Annotated in this window: 17 protein-coding genes; 2 read left to right on the top strand and 15 right to left on the bottom strand. The window is 55.8% G+C overall.

The genetic code is table 11. The features are described from left to right. Nucleotides 1-644: 644 nt before the first annotated feature. Together mngB and mngA are read right to left on the bottom strand one after the other, a co-directional pair. Nucleotides 645-3,281, bottom strand: a complete 2,637-nt coding sequence (mngB, locus tag ACWKXX_RS02190; protein ID WP_261666362.1) for a mannosylglycerate hydrolase — start codon at nucleotides 3,279-3,281, stop codon at nucleotides 645-647. Between the two features lie 23 nt (nucleotides 3,282-3,304). Beyond that, on the bottom strand, nucleotides 3,305-5,221 hold the full coding sequence (mngA, locus tag ACWKXX_RS02185) for a PTS 2-O-a-mannosyl-D-glycerate transporter subunit IIABC (RefSeq protein ID WP_261666363.1): 1,917 nt from the start codon (nucleotides 5,219-5,221) through the stop codon (nucleotides 3,305-3,307). A 171-nt stretch (nucleotides 5,222-5,392) separates the two neighbouring features. Between mngA and ACWKXX_RS02180 the strand changes: the two genes are divergently transcribed. After that, nucleotides 5,393-6,109, top strand: coding sequence for a GntR family transcriptional regulator (locus ACWKXX_RS02180; RefSeq protein ID WP_017384967.1), 717 nt, complete (start codon nucleotides 5,393-5,395; stop codon nucleotides 6,107-6,109). An 86-nt stretch (nucleotides 6,110-6,195) separates the two neighbouring features. On the opposite strand, the gene sucD is transcribed toward ACWKXX_RS02180, so the two are convergent. The 8 genes from sucD to sdhC form a co-directional block, all read right to left on the bottom strand. Next, nucleotides 6,196-7,065: a succinate--CoA ligase subunit alpha gene (gene sucD / locus ACWKXX_RS02175; protein ID WP_003858609.1), complete on the bottom strand. Its 870-nt coding sequence runs from the start codon at nucleotides 7,063-7,065 to the stop codon at nucleotides 6,196-6,198. Then, entirely contained in the window at nucleotides 7,065-8,231 is a 1,167-nt protein-coding gene (gene sucC, locus ACWKXX_RS02170) for an ADP-forming succinate--CoA ligase subunit beta (protein ID WP_017384968.1), read from the bottom strand. The genes sucD and sucC overlap by 1 nt, the downstream gene beginning before the upstream one ends. 84 nt (nucleotides 8,232-8,315) lie before the next feature. After that, nucleotides 8,316-9,542: a 2-oxoglutarate dehydrogenase complex dihydrolipoyllysine-residue succinyltransferase gene (odhB, locus tag ACWKXX_RS02165; RefSeq protein ID WP_003858613.1), complete on the bottom strand. Its 1,227-nt coding sequence runs from the start codon at nucleotides 9,540-9,542 to the stop codon at nucleotides 8,316-8,318. Between the two features lie 14 nt (nucleotides 9,543-9,556). Continuing rightward, entirely contained in the window at nucleotides 9,557-12,364 is a 2,808-nt protein-coding gene (gene sucA / locus ACWKXX_RS02160) for a 2-oxoglutarate dehydrogenase E1 component (RefSeq protein ID WP_003858615.1), read from the bottom strand. Between the two features lie 238 nt (nucleotides 12,365-12,602). Further along, nucleotides 12,603-13,319 (bottom strand): succinate dehydrogenase iron-sulfur subunit, encoded by a 717-nt coding sequence (locus tag ACWKXX_RS02155; protein WP_023303307.1) that lies wholly within the window; start codon nucleotides 13,317-13,319, stop codon nucleotides 12,603-12,605. Between the two features lie 15 nt (nucleotides 13,320-13,334). Further along, complete coding sequence (sdhA, locus tag ACWKXX_RS02150) at nucleotides 13,335-15,101, bottom strand: succinate dehydrogenase flavoprotein subunit (protein ID WP_003858619.1); 1,767 nt, start codon at nucleotides 15,099-15,101, stop codon at nucleotides 13,335-13,337. After that, nucleotides 15,101-15,448, bottom strand: coding sequence for a succinate dehydrogenase membrane anchor subunit (sdhD, locus tag ACWKXX_RS02145; RefSeq protein WP_003858621.1), 348 nt, complete (start codon nucleotides 15,446-15,448; stop codon nucleotides 15,101-15,103). Before sdhD ends, sdhA begins: the two co-directional genes overlap by 1 nt. Then, nucleotides 15,442-15,846: a succinate dehydrogenase cytochrome b556 subunit gene (gene sdhC / locus ACWKXX_RS02140; RefSeq protein ID WP_026080740.1), complete on the bottom strand. Its 405-nt coding sequence runs from the start codon at nucleotides 15,844-15,846 to the stop codon at nucleotides 15,442-15,444. Before sdhC ends, sdhD begins: the two co-directional genes overlap by 7 nt. Before the next feature lie 639 nt (nucleotides 15,847-16,485). On the opposite strand from sdhC, the gene ACWKXX_RS02135 reads away from it, so the two are divergent. Beyond that, nucleotides 16,486-17,769 (top strand): citrate synthase, encoded by a 1,284-nt coding sequence (locus ACWKXX_RS02135; protein WP_006809584.1) that lies wholly within the window; start codon nucleotides 16,486-16,488, stop codon nucleotides 17,767-17,769. Nucleotides 17,770-17,853: 84 nt separating this feature from the next. Here ACWKXX_RS02135 and nei read toward each other — a convergent pair whose 3' ends face one another. The 5 genes from nei to ACWKXX_RS02110 are packed head-to-tail and all read right to left on the bottom strand — an operon-like array spanning nucleotide 17,854 to nucleotide 21,755. Beyond that, the gene (nei, locus tag ACWKXX_RS02130; RefSeq protein WP_261666365.1) at nucleotides 17,854-18,645 is read right to left on the bottom strand and encodes an endonuclease VIII; all 792 of its coding nucleotides are present in this window, start codon (nucleotides 18,643-18,645) and stop codon (nucleotides 17,854-17,856) included. A gap of 18 nt (nucleotides 18,646-18,663) precedes the next feature. Then, nucleotides 18,664-19,428: a 5-oxoprolinase subunit PxpA gene (gene pxpA, locus ACWKXX_RS02125; protein WP_454540758.1), complete on the bottom strand. Its 765-nt coding sequence runs from the start codon at nucleotides 19,426-19,428 to the stop codon at nucleotides 18,664-18,666. Then, nucleotides 19,415-20,347 carry a 5-oxoprolinase subunit PxpC gene (gene pxpC / locus ACWKXX_RS02120; RefSeq protein ID WP_284329779.1) on the bottom strand — a complete coding sequence of 311 codons (933 nt, stop codon included), beginning with the start codon at nucleotides 20,345-20,347 and terminating at the stop codon, nucleotides 19,415-19,417. Before pxpC ends, pxpA begins: the two co-directional genes overlap by 14 nt. Then, complete coding sequence (gene pxpB / locus ACWKXX_RS02115) at nucleotides 20,341-20,997, bottom strand: 5-oxoprolinase subunit PxpB (protein ID WP_045340891.1); 657 nt, start codon at nucleotides 20,995-20,997, stop codon at nucleotides 20,341-20,343. Before pxpB ends, pxpC begins: the two co-directional genes overlap by 7 nt. A gap of 14 nt (nucleotides 20,998-21,011) precedes the next feature. Further along, complete coding sequence (locus ACWKXX_RS02110) at nucleotides 21,012-21,755, bottom strand: type 2 GTP cyclohydrolase I (protein ID WP_026094364.1); 744 nt, start codon at nucleotides 21,753-21,755, stop codon at nucleotides 21,012-21,014. Between the last annotated feature and the right edge of the window lie 7 nt (nucleotides 21,756-21,762).

The raw sequence follows: 21,762 nt of genomic DNA, 5'->3' as shown, positions 1-21,762 counted from the left end.
GTGAACCCCGTTAGATAAGGATCCACACGCATGCCCCAATACAAAGTTATCTGCTTCCCTTCTTCGTTGCTTATTCTCTTCAGGAGGAAAAAGCAATGATGAAAGGTTACAAATACGTTAAGAAAAAACCAAATTGATCCCGTAAATATAATACGCTGCAAAACCCTTACAATAAACAGGTTTTTATTCGAACAGATTTACGTTTTTCGACGGCGATCAATTTATAGCAAAATTACCACTTTTCGGCCATTTTGATCGGGAACAATTTAACGCCTTTCGGAGCCTTTTTCCAAGTATTAAACATTGATTTAAATCAAAAACAGTCAGAGCTGTTAATGATGTTTCTTTGTGGTGCGGATAGTAAAAACCTTGTTAACAATATGTATATTTAAAGGCGTTATTGGTTATAAAAGCCAGAAGATAATATAAACAGTTGTGATTTTTATTAACGCGCAAGAAAAAACGCATTTTGCCGGAAGATAAACATATAATGTTATCTGCTTCACAGTATTTTTCTTTCGCTTTGCTACCCGCCGAAGCGATTACATTTCATTCACCTTTAATAATCTTAAAATTAACACCCTTTCGTGACTATTTGATGAAATAAAGGCCGCATTCCTGCGGCCTTTATTTTGTTCGGAGGATTACCTTTCAATTTTTATGCTAAAGGTGCGTGACTGGCATGGCCGGAACGACCCCGTAATGGCTGAACCCTCCTCCCCTTGCGCCTTGCGCACCTCATTCATGTCCGTTTCGCAACAGGCCTGGACCTCACGGTTCACAGACAAAGCCACGTCACCGGAGCGGGTCTCCGCAGGATTGTACAGACGAAGAATCATCTCGTCACGATCCTCCGCTTTTTTCAGCGCACTGAGTACGCATCCGTTAGGCGCCAGCGTTAACAGGCTATAGCTACAAGGGGTGGTGAAAGAGGCGCGGTTAAGCTTCATCGCATCCCACGGGATTTTGTTATAGCAGTGCACTGGCGTTAACCACGACTTCGCCTGCTGCGCAACGCCAGCACTGACGGGCGTACCATTAAAACTGAACAGGCTAAAGCGACAGGTTAACTGGCCCCGCATCTGCGAATCAGGCACCGGCATTTTGATCCCGGACGGTCTGCCGGGGCGCAGCAGTAAATCTTCCTTCCCAAGCACCCCCACGCCGCGAAGCAACGTCAGGGCAAACGTTTTTTGACGCTCGCCAGTCACTTCAAATTCGCGCAACCCTTCGGTAAACAGCGCCATCCCGTTACGCCGTTCCTGGAGCACAGCGTAGTTAAGCAGATTCCACACCGGCAGCGGCGCTTCCTTCCAGCCCTCCTCCTGCCAGTTCGCCATCGCTTCATCCTGTACAGGACGCGTCAGCGAACCGAACTGGGTATCGGCTAACACCGTGTCTGTGGTAAATGGCGTCGGGATCAGCACCCGCACACGGTGGTCATCCGCGTGATTTCCGAGACGCGCCTCAACGTCGATACGTCGGCTGTTATGGCTGAGCGTGACCGTGAGTTCTGCCTCAAGCGTTCCCGTCTGCTGACGCGCAGAACGTTCAGCGAGATCCGCTGGCACCGCCATGCGATGGCGGATCACCGCCCTGCTCTGCCAGGCCTCGTGGATCACCTCAACCTCATGCTCGCCCTGAGTGGAAGTGAGTCTCCACTCTTCCCGTGAAGGCGAGTAGTCGTACTCATCGCCATCATCCGAGCTCTCTTCTATTTCCAGCGCGCGGTCATAGATAAGCCCGGACGCTTTATCGAGCAGACGCAGGGTGCCGTCGTCGTTTAACGTTATTTCCCAGAAAGCATTATCCAGCAACGCCTCCGACGATTTTTCTGCCGCCAGCAGCTTGCCGGCCACGTGCGGCTCGATATAGAGCGTGCGGTAACCCATTGATGGCAGGATCTGATTGAGCTGGATATCAAACTCCATAAAGGGATCGTAGTTACCGTAATGCACAATTTGCCGGTCAATCAAGCCGGGGTCGATTTCACGCGCGCTGCGCAGGCAGTAAGGGATTTCATTCCCCCTATCGTCCAGCAGGCGGAACTGGCTGGCGCGCAGACGTATCGTGGTGTTAATCACTTCCTCACGCGGCCAGGGCGTGAGGTTAAACATCACCAGTTTGTCTTCCTCGCTCTGCGGCATGTTGTCGACAATCTTGCGCATATAGAAGCATGTCAGGTTATCGGCCATGTCTTCCGCCAGCTCGAAGCGTGACATCACCTCACGATGCACTTTGTCACTACAGCAGCAGCCGATACTGTCATGGGCGTGATTCTTGAGGATCTCTTTCCACATTTTTTCCAGCAAGCCGTGGTGATACTCAAAGCCCAGCGTCCAGGCAAGCGTGGCCAGCGGCTCAAGGACGTTGACGATTTTATTCTCTATCCGGGCGTGGGCGATTTTGATATCCATCCGCGTGGAGCCTATCGTCCGGTGCACCCGCATATATTTACCGTCAATAAACTCCCCTTTCAGCGTCGCCAGTTCATCGCGGTGCGCGTCAATGTGGTCAAACACGTCCTCGAAGCGGCTCAACACAAACTGACGCTGCGGATAGATTTCGCGCAGCTTATCCATCACCGCAAAGATGTTCTGCTGGAGCGGCATCTGATCATGGCCGTTAGGCAGCAAAATTTCTTTCGTCACGGAGGCTTTTTCCAGCACCTCGAAGTACGTGTCGAGCCGTTTGCGCAGCCCGGCCTCATCCTCCGGTAAGTACTTACCAATCGCGTAGCCCAGCGGCAGCACCTGTGCCGTCACTTCGCTGCCGTCCTGACTTTGCCAGAGAAATTCGGTTTTATCGGTACCGTGCCGCTCGGAACACCCGCGCCAGAACATGGTACGCGTGATGCCAAAACCATTGTAAATGTGCGGCAGCTGGGAAGACATGCCGAAGGAGTCCGGCAGATAGCCAATTTTCATCGGCTCGCCAAAGGCCAGACAGTCGCGTATACCGTACATCAGATTTCGGACAATCGACTCGCCGGAAACAAGGGTGGTATCCGTCTGGGTATACCACGGCCCGATAATCAGCTTCCCGGCCGCCACCAGTGCCTTCACGCGTGGCCTGTTTTCCGGTTTCACGGCAAAATAATCTTCCAGCACCGCCGTCTGGCCGTCGAGTACGTAGTATTTATACTCTGTGTCCTGCTCAAGACGAGTGAGGATCTCTTCCATATTATTGACCAGAAGAATACGTGACGCTTCGGTGGTGAAGTACCACTCCCGGTCCCAGTGCATATGTGGCGTGATATGAACGCGAGATACAGCTTTCATCTTCGTTTCCTGTCAGTGCGTGTTTACGATGGTATGTCTTCAGTCACGTAGGTGCCGCTCTTCACGGCCTGGCGTCGCCAGAGCAGTAAAATGAGCGTAGAGATTGCGGCGCCAGCCAGCGCGGCGCCAAACCAGCCGACAGCGGCCATCACGCCGCCCAGCCCGGCATCATGCAGTAAGAAGAGCGAGAAAATGCCCGCGCCGGGGGTGGATAGCCCAATCCCCATCGCCCCGACAATCGCTCCGGTCACCATTGACCCCAGAACAAATGAGCCAATGACCCGCAACGGATCCTCGATAGCCATCGGAATTGCCCCTTCGGTGATGCCCGCCAGCCCCAGCAGCCAGGTGGACTTGCCGGTTTCAATTTCGAACTGTTTGAACAGGTTCGGAGCCAACATCGTTGATGCCGTCACGGTAAAGGCCGATACCATTTTGACGGAGGCAAAAATCGCATAAGGCCCGTATACGCCATTCGCCATCGCCCCCAGACAGAACGCGTAAGAGGCTTTGTTGACCGGACCGCCCAGATCGAACGAGCACATAAAGCCCAGGATCGCCCCCAGCAGCAGCGCATTCGCGCCGGACAGACCGTTAAGCCAGGCGGTCAGGGCGTTATTGATCCAGGCTACCGGTTCGCCGATCACAAACAGCATCAGGCTGCCTGCGCCCAGCACGCCAATCACCGGATAGAGATAAAAGGTCAGAAAGCCGTTGTAGCGGCTACTCAGCCGGATGTGGTTTTTCACCCAGCGCATCAGGTAGCCCGCAATCAGCCCGCCGACGATGGCCCCGAGAAAACCAGAGCCGATCATATTGGCGGCAAGACCCGCCGCAAAGCCGGGCGTAAGTGCAGGTTTATCCGCCAGCGAGTAAGCGGTATAGGCCGCCAGAACAGGCACCATCAGAATACCGAGCATCCCGCCGCCCAGTTTGCGGTACATCCACAGCCACGAATTTTCCTGATCGAACAGATGCTGCAAGCCCAGGATTTGCGCCAGCAGTACCGACACGGCCAGCACCGTGCCGCCAGCGACAATCAGCGGCACCGCAAAGGAGATACCGCTGAGCAGCGCCTGCTTGAGTTCGGTTTTAACGCACTTTTTCGCGTCCGTGTCGACGTGCGCAGGACGCGCATCGGATACAGGCTGTAGCGCCAGCGCACGCTCAATGAGCGCTTCCGCATGGCGTAAGGGTTCCGCGACGGGCACGGAAATGGCGGGGATCCCCTGAAAACGCTCACGCTCTTTGATCGCCACTTCCGCCGCGAAGATACACGCTTTTGCCTCCTGCAACTGCTGCGCGGTGATGCGCCCCTCAATACCATTTGCCCCCTGCTTTTCGACCACCACATTGACGCCGAGCTTACGTCCCGCTTTTTCGAGATACTCCGCTGCCATGTAAGTATGGGCGATCCCGGCCGGACAGGCGGTTACGCAGACGATCGTCGGGGCATTCACCGCAACGGCGGTTTCTTGTGCGTCAGGCGCCGTCTCCATCGCCGCAAGCACCGCTTCCGCGCTGGTCGCCGTCATCACGCGCGCCCTGAGCTCGTCATCCGCCAGGCGAGACGTCAGTTCCGTCAGGACCTGAATATGCGTTGACCCCGCTTGAGCGGGAGGAATGGCGAGCAGAAAAATCAGCTCGACCTCCTCCGGCCCGTCCACGCCTTCCCAGGCCAGCGGCTCGCGCAGTGTGGCCACGGCAAAAGCCGCTTCCTTTACCGCCACTGATTTACCATGGGGTACGGCCAGCCCCTCGCCCAACGCCGTCGGGCCAAGCGATTCCCGATGGAAAACGTCTGCCAGAAACGTATCGGCGTCGGCTATTTTGCCCAACGCCACCAGCCGCGTCGCAAGCTGACGGATTGCCTCATCACGGCTGGTAAACTGCGCCTGCACGCAGACAGCACGGGGGTCGGTCAGAGTCGTCAGGTTCATAAAGATCCTCACCTATCCAAAGTTATTGTCTGGGGAGGATTGTGGCAGACCAGATAATACATTTATGTGATCATTTTCACTAACATCAATATTTGTATCTTATTTGTATTATTTACAAATTCACCACTGAAGGCATAATTCCCTGAAAAGGTATTAAAAAGGCGCGACACAATGGGCAATAAACCGATGTACCGGCAGATCGCCGATGCGTTCCGCGAGAAAATTAATGCCGGTGAGTTAAAACCTGGCGACGCGCTGCCGACGGAATCCAGCCTTCAGGAGGCGTTTAGCGTCAGCCGGGTCACCGTGCGGCAGGCTTTGAAGCTGCTCGCCGACGAGCAGATCATCGAAAGTATTCAGGGCAGCGGCTCGTATGTAAAAGAGGAGCGGGTGAATTACGATATTTATCAGCTCACCGGCTTTTACGAAAAGTTAGCGGATCGCAACGTCGATACGCACAGCGACGTCAGCGTCTTCGAAGTGGTGAAAGCCGATGAGCGGCTCGCGGCAAAACTTGCGCTCAATCCGGATGATAAGGTCTGGCACGTCAAGCGCGTACGCTTCATCAGGGAAAAGCCGGTGAATCTGGAAGAGACATGGATGCCGCTGGCGATGTTCCCCGACCTCACCTGGGAAGTGATGGAACAGTCGAAATACCATTACATTGAGCAGATCAAAAAGATGGTGATCGATCGCAGCGAGCAGGAGCTGGTGCCAGTCATGCCATCGGATGAGGCGATTGCCGCCCTGGCGCTCGATCCGGCAAAACCGATTCTGGAAAAAGTCTCTCGTGGCTTTCTGAAAGACGGCCGGGTATTTGAATACAGTCGCAACGTGTTTAACACCGACGACTATAAATTCACTCTGGTGGCTAAACGCAGGCAATAAAAAAAGGCCGCTTTACAGCGGCCAACCATGTCGAAACGGACATTTTTTTATACTTCAACGCGCCCCAATCGGGGAGCAGAGAGGACTTACTTAATGATGGATTTCAGTGCTTCACCGATATCCGCCAGGCTGCGAACGGTTTTCACGCCTGCGGCTTCCAGTGCTGCGAATTTCTCATCAGCCGTACCTTTACCGCCTGCGATAATCGCGCCCGCGTGACCCATACGTTTGCCTTTCGGCGCGGTCACACCTGCGATGTAACCCACCACCGGCTTGGTCACATGATCTTTGATGTAAGCAGCCGCTTCTTCTTCCGCGCTACCACCGATCTCACCGATCATCACGATCGCTTCGGTCTGTGGATCTTCCTGGAACAGCTTCAGGATGTCGATGAAGTTAGAGCCCGGGATCGGGTCACCGCCGATGCCCACGCAGGTGGACTGGCCGAAACCGTAGTCGGTGGTCTGCTTAACCGCTTCATAGGTCAGGGTACCGGAACGGGACACGATACCCACTTTGCCTGGGCGATGAATGTGGCCCGGCATGATGCCGATTTTGCATTCGCCTGGAGTGATAACGCCTGGGCAGTTCGGGCCGATCATGCGCACGCCTGCTTCGTCCAGCTTCACCTTCACGGTCAGCATATCCAGCGTCGGGATGCCTTCGGTGATGGTGATGATCAGCTTAATGCCTGCGTCGATCGCTTCCAGAATAGAGTCTTTGCAGAACGGCGCCGGTACGTAGATCACGGTCGCGGTTGCGCCCGTCGCTTCTACCGCTTCACGCACGGTGTTGAACACCGGCAGGCCCAGGTGCGTGGTGCCGCCTTTACCTGGCGTTACGCCGCCAACCATCTGCGTACCGTAGGCAATCGCCTGTTCGGAGTGGAAAGTCCCCTGGCTACCGGTGAAGCCCTGGCAGATAACCTTGGTATCTTTATTAATTAAAACGGACATTATTTCCCCTCCACTGCGGCAACAACCTGCTGAGCTGCATCCGTCAGACTTTTCGCTGCAATAATATTCAGGCCGCTGTCAGCCAGTTTTTTCGCGCCGAGTTCAGCGTTGTTCCCTTCCAGACGTACAACAACCGGAACGTTAACGCCCACTTCTTCTACCGCGCCGATGATACCGTCGGCGATCAGGTCGCAACGTACGATACCGCCGAAGATGTTCACCAGAACCGCTTTCACGTTGCTGTCAGAGAGAATGATTTTGAACGCTTCGGTTACGCGCTCTTTGGTTGCGCCACCGCCCACGTCGAGGAAGTTCGCTGGCTCACCGCCGTGCAGCTTAACGATGTCCATGGTGCCCATTGCCAGGCCCGCACCGTTAACCATGCAGCCGATGTTGCCATCCAGCGCCACGTAGTTCAGTTCCCACTGTGCAGCCTGCGCTTCACGCGGATCTTCCTGAGACTGGTCGCGCATTTCGCGCAGATCGGACTGGCGGAACAGCGCGTTGCCGTCAGCGCCCAGCTTGCCGTCGAGGCAGATCAGGTCACCTTGGGTGGTGATCACCAGCGGGTTGATCTCGATCAGCGCCAGATCGCGCTCCAGGAAAATGGTCGCCAGACCCATGAAGATCTTGGTGAACTGCTGAACCAGCTTGCCTTCCAGACCCAGTTTGAATGCCAGCTCACGACCCTGGTAAGGCATTGGGCCCGCCAGCGGATCGATAGCCACTTTGTGGATCAGGTGCGGGGTTTCTTCCGCCACTTTTTCGATTTCCACGCCGCCTTCGGTAGACGCCATGAACACCACGCGACGGGAGCTACGGTCTACGACTGCGCCGAGGTACAGTTCTTTCGCGATGTCGGTTGCCGCTTCCACCAGGATCTGGTTAACCGGCTGCCCGTTCGCATCTGTCTGGTAGGTTACCAGACGCTTGCCGAGCCAATGTTCAGCAAACGCACGGATCTCTTCTTTGCTCTTAACAACCTTCACACCGCCCGCTTTACCACGGCCACCAGCGTGAACCTGACATTTAACTACCCACGGGCCGGAACCGATTTTAGACGCGGCTTCTTCTGCTTCACGCGGGGTAGTACAGGCATAACCCACCGGAGCCGGTAAGCCATACCGGGCAAACAGCTGTTTGGCCTGATATTCATGTAAGTTCATGTGTTCTATCCATCCTTCAGGTAATCGTTAGGTAGTGCTTTGTAGGCCCGGCAAGCAACGCGCCGCCGGGCAAGACTGCAAAAACTAGACGTCCAGCAGCAGACGCGTTGGATCTTCCAGCAGCTCTTTAATGGCAACCAGGAAGCCTACGGACTCGCGGCCGTCGATCAGGCGGTGATCGTAAGAGAGCGCCAGGTACATCATCGGCAGGATCTCCACTTTACCGTCTACCGCCATTGGACGATCTTTAATGGCGTGCATACCCAGGATCGCGCTCTGCGGCGGGTTGATGATCGGGGTAGACATCAGCGAGCCGAACACACCACCGTTGGTAATGGTGAAGTTACCGCCAGTCAGGTCCTCAACGGTCAGCTTGCCGTCGCGGCCTTTCACGGCCAGCTCTTTGATTTTCTTCTCGATGTCAGCCATACCCAGGGTATCCACGTCACGCAGAACCGGGGTAACCAGGCCGCGTGGGGTAGAAACCGCCATGCTGACGTCGAAGTAGTTGTGGTAAACCACGTCATCGCCATCGATAGACGCGTTCACTTCCGGGTAGCGTTTCAGCGCTTCAACTACCGCTTTCACGTAGAAGGACATGAAGCCCAGACGGATACCGTGACGTTTTTCAAACGCGTCACCGTACTGCTTGCGCAGATCCATGATTGGCTTCATGTTGACTTCGTTAAAGGTGGTCAGCATCGCGGTGGAGTTTTTCGCTTCCAGCAGACGCTCGGCCACGCGCTTACGCAGGCGGGTCATCGGCACGCGTTTTTCGCTACGTGCGCCCAGAGCTGGCTGTGCCGCTGGTGCTGCCGCAGGGGCTTTCGCTTCCGCTTTCGCCTCAGAAGGCGCTTTTGCCAGATGCTTGTCGATGTCTTCGCGCGTCAGACGGCCACCCACGCCGGTGCCTTTGATGGCTGCCGGATCGAGGCTGTGCTCAGCCAGCAGGCGACGGATCGCCGGGCTGAGCGCGTCATTGGTCTGATCGGACAGAGACGCCTGCTGGCGCTGGGCCGGAGTAGACGCTTTCTCTTCAGATTTGGCGCTGGACTCTTTGCCCGCGCTATTGCCTTCACGCAGGCGACCCAGGATCTGGCGAGAAGTGACGGTCGTACCTTCATCTTCCAGGACTGCATCCAGAATGCCATCCGCTGAAGCCGGTACTTCCAGTACCACTTTGTCAGTTTCGATTTCTACCAGCACTTCGTCACGGGTTACCGCGTCGCCTGGTTTTTTGTGCCAGGTGGCGACGGTTGCATCTGCTACGGACTCAGGCAGGTCGGGAACAAGAATATCTACGCTACTCATTATGTATCCTTTAATTAATCGACGTTCAGCGCGTCATTGACCAGATCTTGTTGCTGCTTCTGGTGAACGGACATATACCCTACCGCCGGAGAGGCGGAGGCCGGGCGACCTGCATAACGCAGGGCAGACCCAAATGGAATCACTTCACGGAAATGATGCTGGCTGCAATACCATGCGCCCTGGTTGAGCGGCTCTTCCTGGCACCAGACAAAATCATGAACGTGAGCGTACTGTTTCAGCACTTCCTGCATCGCCTGATGCGGGAACGGATAAAGCTGTTCGATACGCACGATGGCGACATCTTTCTGATCGTTCTTACGGCGCTGTTCCAGCAGGTCGTAATAAACCTTACCAGAACACATTACGACACGCTTAACGGCCTGCGGATCCAGCTCGTCAATTTCACCGATGGCCGGCAGGAAGGTGCCGTTTGCCAGCTCTTCCAGGCTGGAGACCGCCAGTGGATGGCGCAGCAGGGATTTTGGCGACATGACCACCAGCGGACGGCGCATACCGCGCAGCGCCTGACGACGCAGCATGTGGTAAACCTGAGCCGGAGTGGACGGCACGCAAACCTGCATATTCTGCTCGGCGCAGAGTTGCAGATAACGCTCCAGACGCGCGGAGGAGTGCTCCGGACCTTGTCCTTCATAGCCGTGCGGCAGCAGCATCACCAGACCGCACATACGGCCCCACTTCTGCTCACCGGAGGAGATGAACTGGTCGATGACGACCTGCGCACCGTTGGCGAAGTCACCGAACTGCGCTTCCCAGATGGTCAGGGTGCGGGGTTCTGCGGTGGCGTAGCCGTATTCGAAGGCCAGAACCGCTTCTTCTGACAGCACGGAGTCCCAGACCTTGAACTGGCCCTGACCGTTATGCACGTGCTGAAGCGGAGTGTACGTTGAACCGTTAGACTGGTTGTGTACAACCGCATGACGGTGGAAGAAGGTGCCACGACCCGCATCTTCACCGGACAGACGAACCGGAATACCTTCGTCAACCAGCGTCGCATAGGCCAGCGTTTCCGCGCCGCCCCAGTCGAACAGCTTCTCACCCGCCGCCATTGCCTGGCGATCGCCATAGATCTTGGCCACGCGGGACTGCATCTCGATCGCTTCCGGCACGGTGCTGATGCGTTTAGCCAGTTCCTGCAAACGCTTCATCTCAACCTTGTTCGGGTAGCTCTCGTCCCACTCGTGGTTGAGATACGGCGACCAGGTAAAGGAGTGCATGTTCATTGGGCGCAGCTCTTTCACTACGCATTCACCCGCATCCAGCGCGTCGCGATAAAGATTGACCATCTCGGTCGCATCTTCCAGCGTCGCCACTTTTTCGCTTTCCAGCTTGTCAGCGTAGATTTTACGCGGCGTCGGGTGTTTTTTGATTTTCTGGTACATCAGCGGCTGGGTTGCACTTGGCTCATCCGCTTCGTTGTGGCCGTGACGGCGGTAGCAGAAGAGGTCAATGAACACATCGCGCTTGAAGGTGTTACGGAAGTCCAGCGCCAGACGGGTAACGAAAGCAACGGCTTCAGGGTCATCCGCGTTAACGTGGAAGATGGGCGCCTGAACCATTTTACCGATGTCGGTGCAGTACGGGGTGGAACGCGCATCCAGCGGGTTAGAGGTGGTGAAGCCCACCTGGTTGTTGATTACGATGCGAACGGTACCGCCCACTTCATAACCACGCGCTTTCGACATGTTCAGGGTTTCCTGAACCACGCCCTGCCCTGTGACCGCCGCATCACCGTGAATAGTGATTGGCAGTACTTTATTGCTGCTCGGCTCGTCCAGACGATCCAGACGCGCACGCACGGAACCGATAACCACCGGGCTGACGATTTCCAGGTGCGACGGGTTAAACGCCAGCGCCAGGTGAACCTGACCGCCCTCGGTTTCGATATCCGACGAGAAGCCCATGTGGTACTTCACGTCACCGGTGCCGAGGTGCTCTTTATGTTTACCCGCAAATTCGTCGAACAGATCCTGCGGCTTTTTACCCAGCACGTTAACCAGCACGTTCAGGCGACCACGGTGCGCCATGCCCAGCACCACTTCGCGCGTGCCGCTCTTACCGGCATGACGAATCAGCTCTTTCAGCATCGGGACTAACGCATCGCCGCCCTCCAGTGAGAAGCGTTTTGCGCCAGGGAATTTCGCGCCCAGATAGCGCTCAAGGCCTTCCGCTGCGGTCAGTTCGCTGAGGAAACGTTTTTTCTCTTCTGCTGAGAAATTCGCGTGGCCTGCCACGGATTCGATACGCTGCTGGATCCAGCGTTTCTCTTCGGTGGAGGTAATGTGCATATATTCCGCGCCGATGGAGCCGCAGTAGGTTTGCTTGAGCGCGTCAATCAGATCGCCCAGCTTCATCGTGTCTTTGCCGATGGCAAAGGAACCTACGTTAAAGCTTTCCTGGAAATCGGCCTCGGTCAGATCGTGATAAGCCGGATCGAGATCCGCTACACGTTCCTGCTGCCACAGTCCCAGCGGATCGAGATTCGCATGCTGGTGACCACGGAAGCGATAAGCGTTGATAAGTTGCAGGACTTTAACCTGCTTCGCATTGGTGTCAGGGTCGGAAATCGCAGAAGAGTAACGTGAGGCATCCTTCGCCAGACGACGGAAATAATCACGTGTTTTTGAATGGAATTGATCCGGTTTGACCCCTGTACCAGGCAACTGCTGGAACATGGAACGCCAGTTTGCGTCCACTGAGTCAGGATCGGTTAAGAAGTCTTCATAGAGCTGTTCTATCCAGCTCTGGTTTGAACCAGAGAGGTAAGAAGAGTCCAGCCAGGCTTTCATTGCGCCGTTCTGCATCGTGATCCCTTAAGCATTTTTATGCTTACTTTCGCCGTAGAAACTACCACGCACACCACGTGTACGTGCCGGGGTTCACCTGCGAGCTCTTTTCATTTGGCCCGCGAAGGAACCTTTAGAAACTGTCTAAACTTCAGGGCAGTTTTTAAAGGTTTCTGCAATTTGCCCGGTGACGCTACGCTTACCGGGCCTACTGTTACGTAGGCCGGATAAGCGCAGCGCCATCCGGCGTTGTTACTTACGCACTGCGCTGCAACAACATCGACTTAATATGGCCGATGGCGCGCGTCGGGTTCAGCCCCTTAGGACACACACTGACGCAGTTCATGATGCTATGGCAGCGGAATACGCTGAAAGCGTCACTTAGCCCTTCCAGACGATTCTCGGTTTCGGTATCGCGGCTGTCGATCAGGAAGCGATAGGCAGCCAGCAGACCCGCAGGGCCGATAAATTTATCCGGGTTCCACCAGAAAGACGGGCATGACGTTGAACAGCATGCACAGAGAATACACTCGTACAACCCATCGAGTTTTTCACGCTGCTCAGGAGACTGTAAGTGCTCGCGAGCGGGTGGATTTTGCCCATTATTCAATAAGTAAGGCTTAATCTTCTCATATTGTGCATAGAATTGCCCCATGTCCACCACCAAATCACGCACGACCGGCAGGCCAGGCAAAGGACGGATCACAATTTTCTGGCCAGAACGCTGTAGCGCTGAAATTGGCGTAATACAGGCCAGACCGTTTTTGCCGTTCATGTTTACACCGTCAGAGCCACACACCCCTTCACGGCAGGAGCGGCGGAACGACAGCGTAGGATCTTTCTCTTTCAGCTGGATTAAGGCATCCAGCAGCATCATGTCACGACCTTCTTCCGCTTCGAGGGTGTAATCCTGCATACGCGGAGCATCGTCTACATCCGGGTTATAACGATAAACTGAGAATTCGAGTTTCATTATCCTGTCTCCGCATTAGTAGGTACGAATCTTCGGCGGGAACGCCGGACGCAGTTTCGGTTCCATGTTAACGCTACGACGCGTCATGGTTTCCGACTCTGGCAGATACAGGGAATGGCACAGCCAGTTTTCGTCATCACGATCCGGGAAGTCGAAGCGGCTATGGGCGCCACGGCTTTCGGTACGGAAGTTTGCCGACATCGCAGTGGCGAACGCGGTTTCCATCAGGTTATCCAGCTCCAGGCACTCAACGCGCTGGGTGTTGAACTCGCTTGAGGTATCGTCCAGACGGGCATTCTTCAGACGCTCACGGATCGCTTTCAGCTGCTCAAGCCCTTTGGCCATCGCGTCACCTTCACGGAATACCGAGAAGTTGTGCTGCATACACTCCTGCAACGCCTTACGGATCTCCACCGGATCTTCGCCGTTACGATTACCGTTCCAGCGATTGAGGCGCTCAAGAGAGGCATCTATTTCGTCATCGGTCGCATCACGCAGCGCGCCCTGCTCGGCAATAGATTCCTGGAGATGCAGCCCCACCGCACGACCAAATACCACCAGGTCCAGCAGGGAGTTGCCGCCCAGACGGTTTGCGCCGTGCACGGATACGCAGGCAATTTCGCCTACCGCGAACAGGCCAGGGATGACCACGTCTTCGCCCTGCTCGTTCACGGTCAGCGCCTGACCGGTCACTTTGGTCGGAATACCGCCCATCATGTAGTGACAGGTTGGGATAACCGGAATTGGCTCTTTCACAGGGTCGACGTGCGCGAAGGTGCGGGACAGTTCCAGAATGCCCGGTAGACGGGATTCCAACACTTCTTTACCCAGATGGTCGAGTTTCAGCTTCGCGTGTGGACCCCAAGGGCCGTCACAGCCGCGGCCTTCACGGATTTCGATCATGATGGAACGCGCCACCACGTCACGGCCCGCAAGGTCTTTTGCGTTTGGCGCATAACGCTCCATGAAGCGCTCGCCATGTTTGTTCAGCAGGTAACCACCTTCACCACGGCAGCCTTCTGTCACCAGTACGCCCGCACCGGCGATACCGGTTGGGTGGAACTGCCACATCTCCATGTCCTGCACCGGCACGCCAGCGCGGATCGCCATCCCTACGCCGTCACCGGTGTTGATATGGGCGTTGGTAGTGGACTGATAGATACGGCCTGCGCCGCCGGTCGCCAGCACGGTTGCGCGGGCTTTGAAGTAGACCACTTCACCGGTTTCGATGCACAGGGCGGTACATCCCACCACGGCGCCATCGGCGTTTTTCACCAGATCCAGCGCATACCACTCGGAGAAAATTGTGGTGTGGTTTTTCAGGTTCTGCTGATACAGCGTGTGCAGCAGCGCGTGGCCGGTACGGTCAGCCGCCGCTGCGGTACGTGCCGCCTGCTCGCCGCCGAAGTTTTTCGACTGGCCGCCAAACGGACGCTGATAGATGGTGCCATTTTCCAGACGAGAGAACGGCAGACCCATGTGGTCCAGCTCCAGAATCGCTTCCGGGCCGGTTTTACACATATATTCGATGGCATCCTGGTCACCGATGTAATCGGAACCTTTTACCGTATCGTACATATGCCATTCCCAGTTATCTTCATGGGAATTACCCAGCGCAACGGTGATACCGCCCTGCGCAGACACAGTGTGGGAACGGGTAGGGAATACTTTAGAGAGCAGCGCACAGGTCTGGCCGCTCTGGGAAATTTGTAGTGCGGCGCGCATACCTGCGCCACCCGCACCAATCACAACAGCATCAAATTCTCTGACTGGCAGTTTCATTACACACCCCACACCACAACAAATCCATAAATGACGTAAACCAGCAGAGCAACAACAATAATCAGTTGCAGCGGAAGGCGAATCGCCAGCGGTTTAACGTAATCGGTCAACACCTGCCACATGCCAATCCAGGCATGAATAAGGATGGAGAACAGGGCCAGCAGGGTGAACACTTTGGTGAAGGCCGATCCGAAGAAACCACTCCAGATTTCCCACGTCAGCGTGCCGCTGGTCGCGAAGAAACCGATCATATAGATGATGTAAAGGGTGAGAACGATGGCGGTAGCACGGACCAGGATGAAGTCATGTACGCCATTGCGTCCTAATGCGGAGGCGTTGCTTACCATACGAGAACTCCTGCGAGAAGTGAAAGCACGACAGTGATCACAAATGAAATGTTAGCGGTACGTTTACCGGCCTCGAACGTCTCTTCCAGGTAGCCAAAGTCCATCAGCATATGGCGAACGCCGCCAACCACGTGATAGGCCAGCGCGGTCAGAATGCCCCACATGATAAATTTCACGAAGAAGCTATTCATAATGGCTGAGGCCTGGAGGAATCCTTCAGGGGATGAGAGGCTGGTTCCCAGTAACCACAGCAAGATACCGACCGCCACAAACGTAATCACACCAGAAACACGGTGCAGAATGGACGCTATTGCTGTTACAGGGAATCGGATCGTTTTCAGATCCAGATTGACAGGTCTTTGTTTTTTCACATTTCTTATCATGAATAACGCCCACATGCTGTTCTTATTGTTTCCTTCCTCCGGACTGCGATGCGGGTCAGACAGCGTTCCTTTTCTATAACTGCGCGTCATGCAAAACATTGCTTCCAAATGCTAAAACGACACGTTACAACGCTGGGTGGCTCGGGATTGCAGGGTGTTCCGGAGACCTGGCGGCAGTATAGGCCGTTCACAAAATCATTACAATTAACCTACATACAGTTTGTTGGGTTTTCTCTGGAACAGTGATCGGGGTCACGATAACAACATCTTTTTAATTTTTAATCATCTGATTTGACAAATATTAAACAATATTGTTACAAACGTCAGCAGAAAAGGCATATAATGCGCAAAAGTTATGAGGTCTCACTTTCACCTGACAAATAGTTATGTAACAGTGTGATGGTATTGACCGAAGTTATCAGGACAGTTATTAGTGATATACAGGTTTGAATAATTCGGACTGCAAAAACGCTGATTTGCTGTTGTTTCACTGATATTTCATTCGTTTACCTGCAAGGCGCCATAGCTCTGTACCCTGGTTTCTCCTCGTGAGCTGAGCGGTAAGCCAAATAACAATCTGGTAACGATGATTAACAGCTGAAAGCAAATCCGGTAAAGCGCAGTCTTAAGCATAAGGCGCTAAGGAGACCGTAAATGGCTGATACAAAGGCAAAACTCACCCTAAATGGTGATGATGCTATTGAACTGGATGTGCTAAAAGGCACGCTCGGTCAGGATGTTATTGATATCCGTACGCTGGGTTCCAAAGGGGTATTCACCTTTGACCCTGGATTCACCTCCACCGCATCTTGCGAATCCAAAATCACCTACATTGACGGTGACGAAGGTATCCTGCTCCATCGCGGCTTCCCCATCGATCAGTTAGCCACCGAATCCAACTATCTGGAAGTGTGCTACATCCTGCTGAACGGCGAAAAACCGACGCAGGCCCAATACGATGAATTTAAAACCACCGTGACCCGTCACACCATGATCCATGAGCAGATTACCCGTCTGTTCCATGCGTTCCGTCGTGACTCTCATCCGATGGCGGTCATGTGCGGTATTACCGGTGCGCTGGCGGCGTTCTACCACGATTCTCTGGACGTGAATAACCCACGTCACCGTGATATCGCGGCGTTCCGTCTGCTGTCTAAAATGCCTACCATGGCGGCGATGTGTTACAAATACTCTATCGGTCAGCCGTTTGTGTACCCACGCAACGACCTCTCCTACGCGGGTAACTTCCTGCGTATGATGTTCTCCACGCCGTGCGAAGAGTACGAAGTGAACCCGGTGCTGGAACGCGCGATGGACCGTATTCTGATCCTGCACGCTGACCACGAACAAAACGCCTCGACCTCTACCGTCCGTACCGCGGGCTCTTCCGGCGCGAACCCGTTCGCCTGTATCGCTGCGGGCATCGCCTCCCTGTGGGGACCGGCGCACGGCGGCGCGAACGAAGCGGCACTGAAGATGCTGGAAGAGATCAGCTCCGTTGAGCACATTCCTGAGTTCGTGCGCCGCGCGAAAGACAAGAATGACTCCTTCCGTCTGATGGGCTTCGGTCACCGTGTTTACAAAAACTACGACCCGCGCGCGACCGTCATGCGTGAGACCTGCCACGAAGTGCTGAAAGAGCTGGGCACCAAAGATGATCTGCTGGAAGTGGCGATGGAGCTGGAACACATCGCGCTGAACGACCCGTACTTCATCGAGAAGAAACTCTACCCGAACGTCGATTTCTACTCTGGCATTATTCTGAAAGCGATGGGCATTCCGTCTTCCATGTTCACCGTAATCTTCGCCATGGCGCGTACCGTGGGCTGGATTGCGCACTGGAACGAAATGCACAGCGAAGGCATGAAAATCGCGCGTCCTCGTCAGCTGTATACCGGCTACGAGCAGCGTGATTTTAAGTCTGACATTAAGCGCTAAAAAACACGCCCGGCGGCGCTTCGCTTGCCGGGCCTACAAGTGCGAGATGTAGGCCGGGTAAGGCGTAGCCACCACCCGGCTTTTTTACATCTGGCACCCAGGACACCAGTAAAACGGCCTGGAAGAGATCGTCGCCTTCTCAATCACCCCGCCGCACCGCTCACACTTTTTACCTGCCCGATGAAACACCTTGAAGCGGAACAGCGCCCCGTGATGCTTGTTCTCATCCACCACGCCGCGCGTGTTGTACGACAGCCGTGGAATATCCAGTAACGCGTGCGACAGCGCCTCCAGCTGTTCATCGCTCAGTTGCGACGCTTTGCGCTGCGGCGCCAGCCCCACTTCCCAGAGGATCTCCACCCGCAGGTAGTTTCCCAGCCCCGCCAGAAATGCCTGATCGAGCAATAGCCCGGAAAACTGCCGGTTGCGGAATGTGGGGGATAACAACCGGGCTTTCACATCGCTTGCCGTCAGACGCATGTCGAGCACGTCCGGCCCGACCCGCTGTAAGAACGGATGCGTCAGCAGTTGCTCCGGCGTTAACATTTCGATATCAGAGGCGCTGTAGAGCAGGATCGCCTTATCCGCCGTTTGTAGCCGCACGCGCAGCACGCGGGTCGTTTGCGGCTGCTCGTCCGCCTCCACCACCCGCCAGACACCGTAAAGCTGATTATGGCTGTATAACGTCAGGTTATGGGAAAAGTGGGTGAGTAACGCCTTGCCGCACGTTTCAATGTGGGTCACCGTCTGCCCCACCAGCTGCGATTCAAACGGCTTGAGTTGAGGAAAGGCAAACCAGACGTGTGTCAGAGGTTTGCCCTTTATCGCCGCCTCCAGGCTATCCGCCGCGCGGCGGATCTCCGGACCTTCTGGCATGTTATTGTCCTTTCATGATTATTCTGCGCTGACAACAATGCCCTCTTCCGAGAACGCCGCCCGCAGGCGTCGCGCAAACTGGAGCGCATGCTCGCCGTCACCGTGCAAGCACACCGTATCAGCCTGAACGTTTGCCGTTGTACCCTCCGTTGAGGTTACTCGCCCGAAGCGCACCATCTCCAGCGTCTGCGCCAGTGCTTTACCTTCGTCGGTGATCAGCGCACCGGCCTGCGTACGCGGAACCAGACTACCGTCCGGCAGGTATCCCCGATCGGCAAACACTTCCTGCCGCGTAGTCAGCCCCAGCCGTTCTCCGGCACGAATAAGCTCGCTGCCCGCCAGGCCTACCAGAATCAGTTGCGGATTACAGTCCCGCACCGCACGGGCAATGGCATCCGCCAGCACCGGATCTTTCGCCGCCTGGTTATAGAGCATGCCGTGCGGCTTGACGTGGCGCAACACGCCATTCTCAGCGCGCACTATCGCCTCCAGCGCGCCGATCTGGTAGAGCATTTGCGCGTAAACCGTCTCAGGCGGCAGATCCATCGCTGTGCGACCAAAGTTTTCCCGGTCGGGAAAGCTGGGGTGAGCGCCAATCGCCACGCCGTTTTTCATGGCATTGCGCACGCTCGCCAGCATGGTCTGCGCATCGCCGGCATGAAACCCGCAGGCGATATTCACCGAGGAGACCAGCGTCATCAGCGCCGCATCGGCGTTGCTGCCCTCCCCCAGATCGGCGTTGCTGCCCTCCCCCAGATCGGCGTTTAAATCAATCTTTACCATCGAGCCTCCACGCCAGCTGTTCGAGATAACGCTGCTGATCCTGCCGGGCTTTCAGCGCCTCCTCCAACGAACACTGCACAAAATGAATGGGCTGACCGAGAGGAATTTGCGCCAGATGGTAGCGATCCGCTTCGATAATGCAGGCAATACGCGGATATCCCCCCGTGGTTTGCGCATCGTTCATCAGTACGATGGGCTGCCCGTTGCCCGGCACCTGAATCACCCCGGGCAACAGACCATGGGAAAGCAGCTCCCGGTCAGTCGTGCGGGTCAGCGGCTGGCCCTGAAGCCGGTAACCCATGCGGTTACTCTGCGGGCTGATCTTCCACGGCGAGCGCCAGAAAGACTCTTTCGAGGCTTCATCAAACTCCTGATATTCCGGCCCCGGTAAGGCGCGGATCACGTTCCCCCACAGCAGCTGTTTCACGCCCTGCGTGGTGGTGAAATGGCGCGTTGAGGTCTTTATTCGCAGACGATCGCCGTCACGCAGCAGCCGTCCTTCATGGCCGCCCATTCCCGCTTTCTGATCGGTGCTGGATGAGCCCAGCACCTCCGGCACGTCGATCCCCCCCGCCACCGCAAGATAGCTGCGCACGCCGTGCAGAGGACGCTTGAGCGTCAGACGCTGTCCGGCCTTCGCCCGCAGGCGCCAGCCGGTCCACACCGCTTTGCCGTCCAGCGTCGCGTCACAGCCCGCGCCGGTTAAGGCAAACCAGGTTTCCTGACCAAACTCAATCACGCACTGACCCAGCGTAATTTCTAACGCCGCCGTGCTGCCTGCGTTACCTACCAGCAGGTTGGCAATCTCCAGCGAAGGGCGATCGAGCGCACCGCAGTAGCTCACGCCCGACTGACGCAGCCCAAAACGCCCGGCATCCTGTACCGAGGTGTAAAGCCCTGCGCGAATAAGCGTTAACATACCCCCTCCTTCTGCGGGATAAAGCGCAGGGTATCCCCCGGACGCAGAAGTATGGGCGCGTCCTGGCCTGGTTCAAATAACGGCGTGGACGTGTGCCCAATCAGCTGCCAGCCTCCCGGTGAGGCGAGCGGATAAATTCCCGTTTGCTCGCCACCAATCGCCACGCTGCCCGCCGGTACGCTCAGGCGCGGCTCAGCCCGGCGCGGAGTATGCAGCTGGGGCGATAACCCGCCCAGATAGGGGAAACCCGGCTGAAATCCCAAAAACCAGACAACATAGTCGACTGAGCTATGCAGCTCCACAACCTGCTTCTCCGTTAATCCACAGTGTTCGGCCACCACGCCAAGGTCGGGACCTCCCTTGCCGCCATAGACAACCGGGATCTCAATCGTCCGCGATTCCGGCTCCAGCGCCTCGCTCTCCTCCCACCAGCGTTGCAGACGCTCAATGGCATCCAGCGCCCCCGTGTGCGGATCATGCAGCACCACGGTGATATTATTCATACCCGGAATAGCTTCAACCACGCCGGGTAGCTCGGGCAGTCGCTGAGCCAGACGCCAGATACGCTTTTGCGTGGCAAGCGTCACCGGAGGCTCAAGCTCCAGAACTACCGCGGTTTCACCCAGAAGATAACAACGCGCTCGCTGCACTTAACTACCTCTCATCAGGCCGGATTAGGGATATCAATAAACGTCACATCCAGATCGGTATTTTCCGTCAGCCACTCGCTGAGGGCGCGGATGCCGCCACGCTCGGTGGCGTGATGGCCCGCCGCGTAAAAATGCAGGCCTTGTTCACGGGCTGAGTGAATGGTCTGCTCGGAGACTTCGCCGGTAATGAAGGCGTCGACACCAAAACGCGCCGCGCTGTCAATAAAGCCCTGGCCGCCGCCGGTGCACCATGCTACGCGCTTCACGGTATCCGGCCCGGTGTCGCCGCACCACAGCGGACGACGCCCCAGGCGCGCTTCGATCCACGAAGCCAGCTCCAGACCCGGAACCGGCATCGACAGTTCGCCCCACGGCACCAGAGGTTCAATTTCACCCATCACGGTAATCCCCAGCAGCTGCGCAAGCTGAACGTTATTTCCCAGTTCAGGATGCGCATCGAGCGGCAGGTGATAGCCGTACAGATTGATGTCATTCGCCAGCAGCGTTTTAAGTCGGTTGCGCTTCATGCCGCGAATAATCGGTGATTCGTTTTTCCAGAAATAACCGTGGTGGACAATCACCGCATCGGCTTCCTGACGCACCGCCTCATCCAGCAGCGCCTGGCTTGCCGTTACGCCGGTGATGATTTTTTGCACCGCCTCGCGCCCCTCCACCTGCAAGCCATTCGGGCCGTAGTCGCTAAACGAAGCCGTGTTGAGTTTTTCGTTAATCAGGCGTTCCAGTTCACTGTTTTTCATCATCATT

Source organism: Enterobacter sp. UPMP2061 (assembly GCF_053709615.1).
The sequence above is the reverse complement of the archived record's forward strand: the minus strand, read 5'-3'. Positions and strand labels throughout refer to the sequence as shown.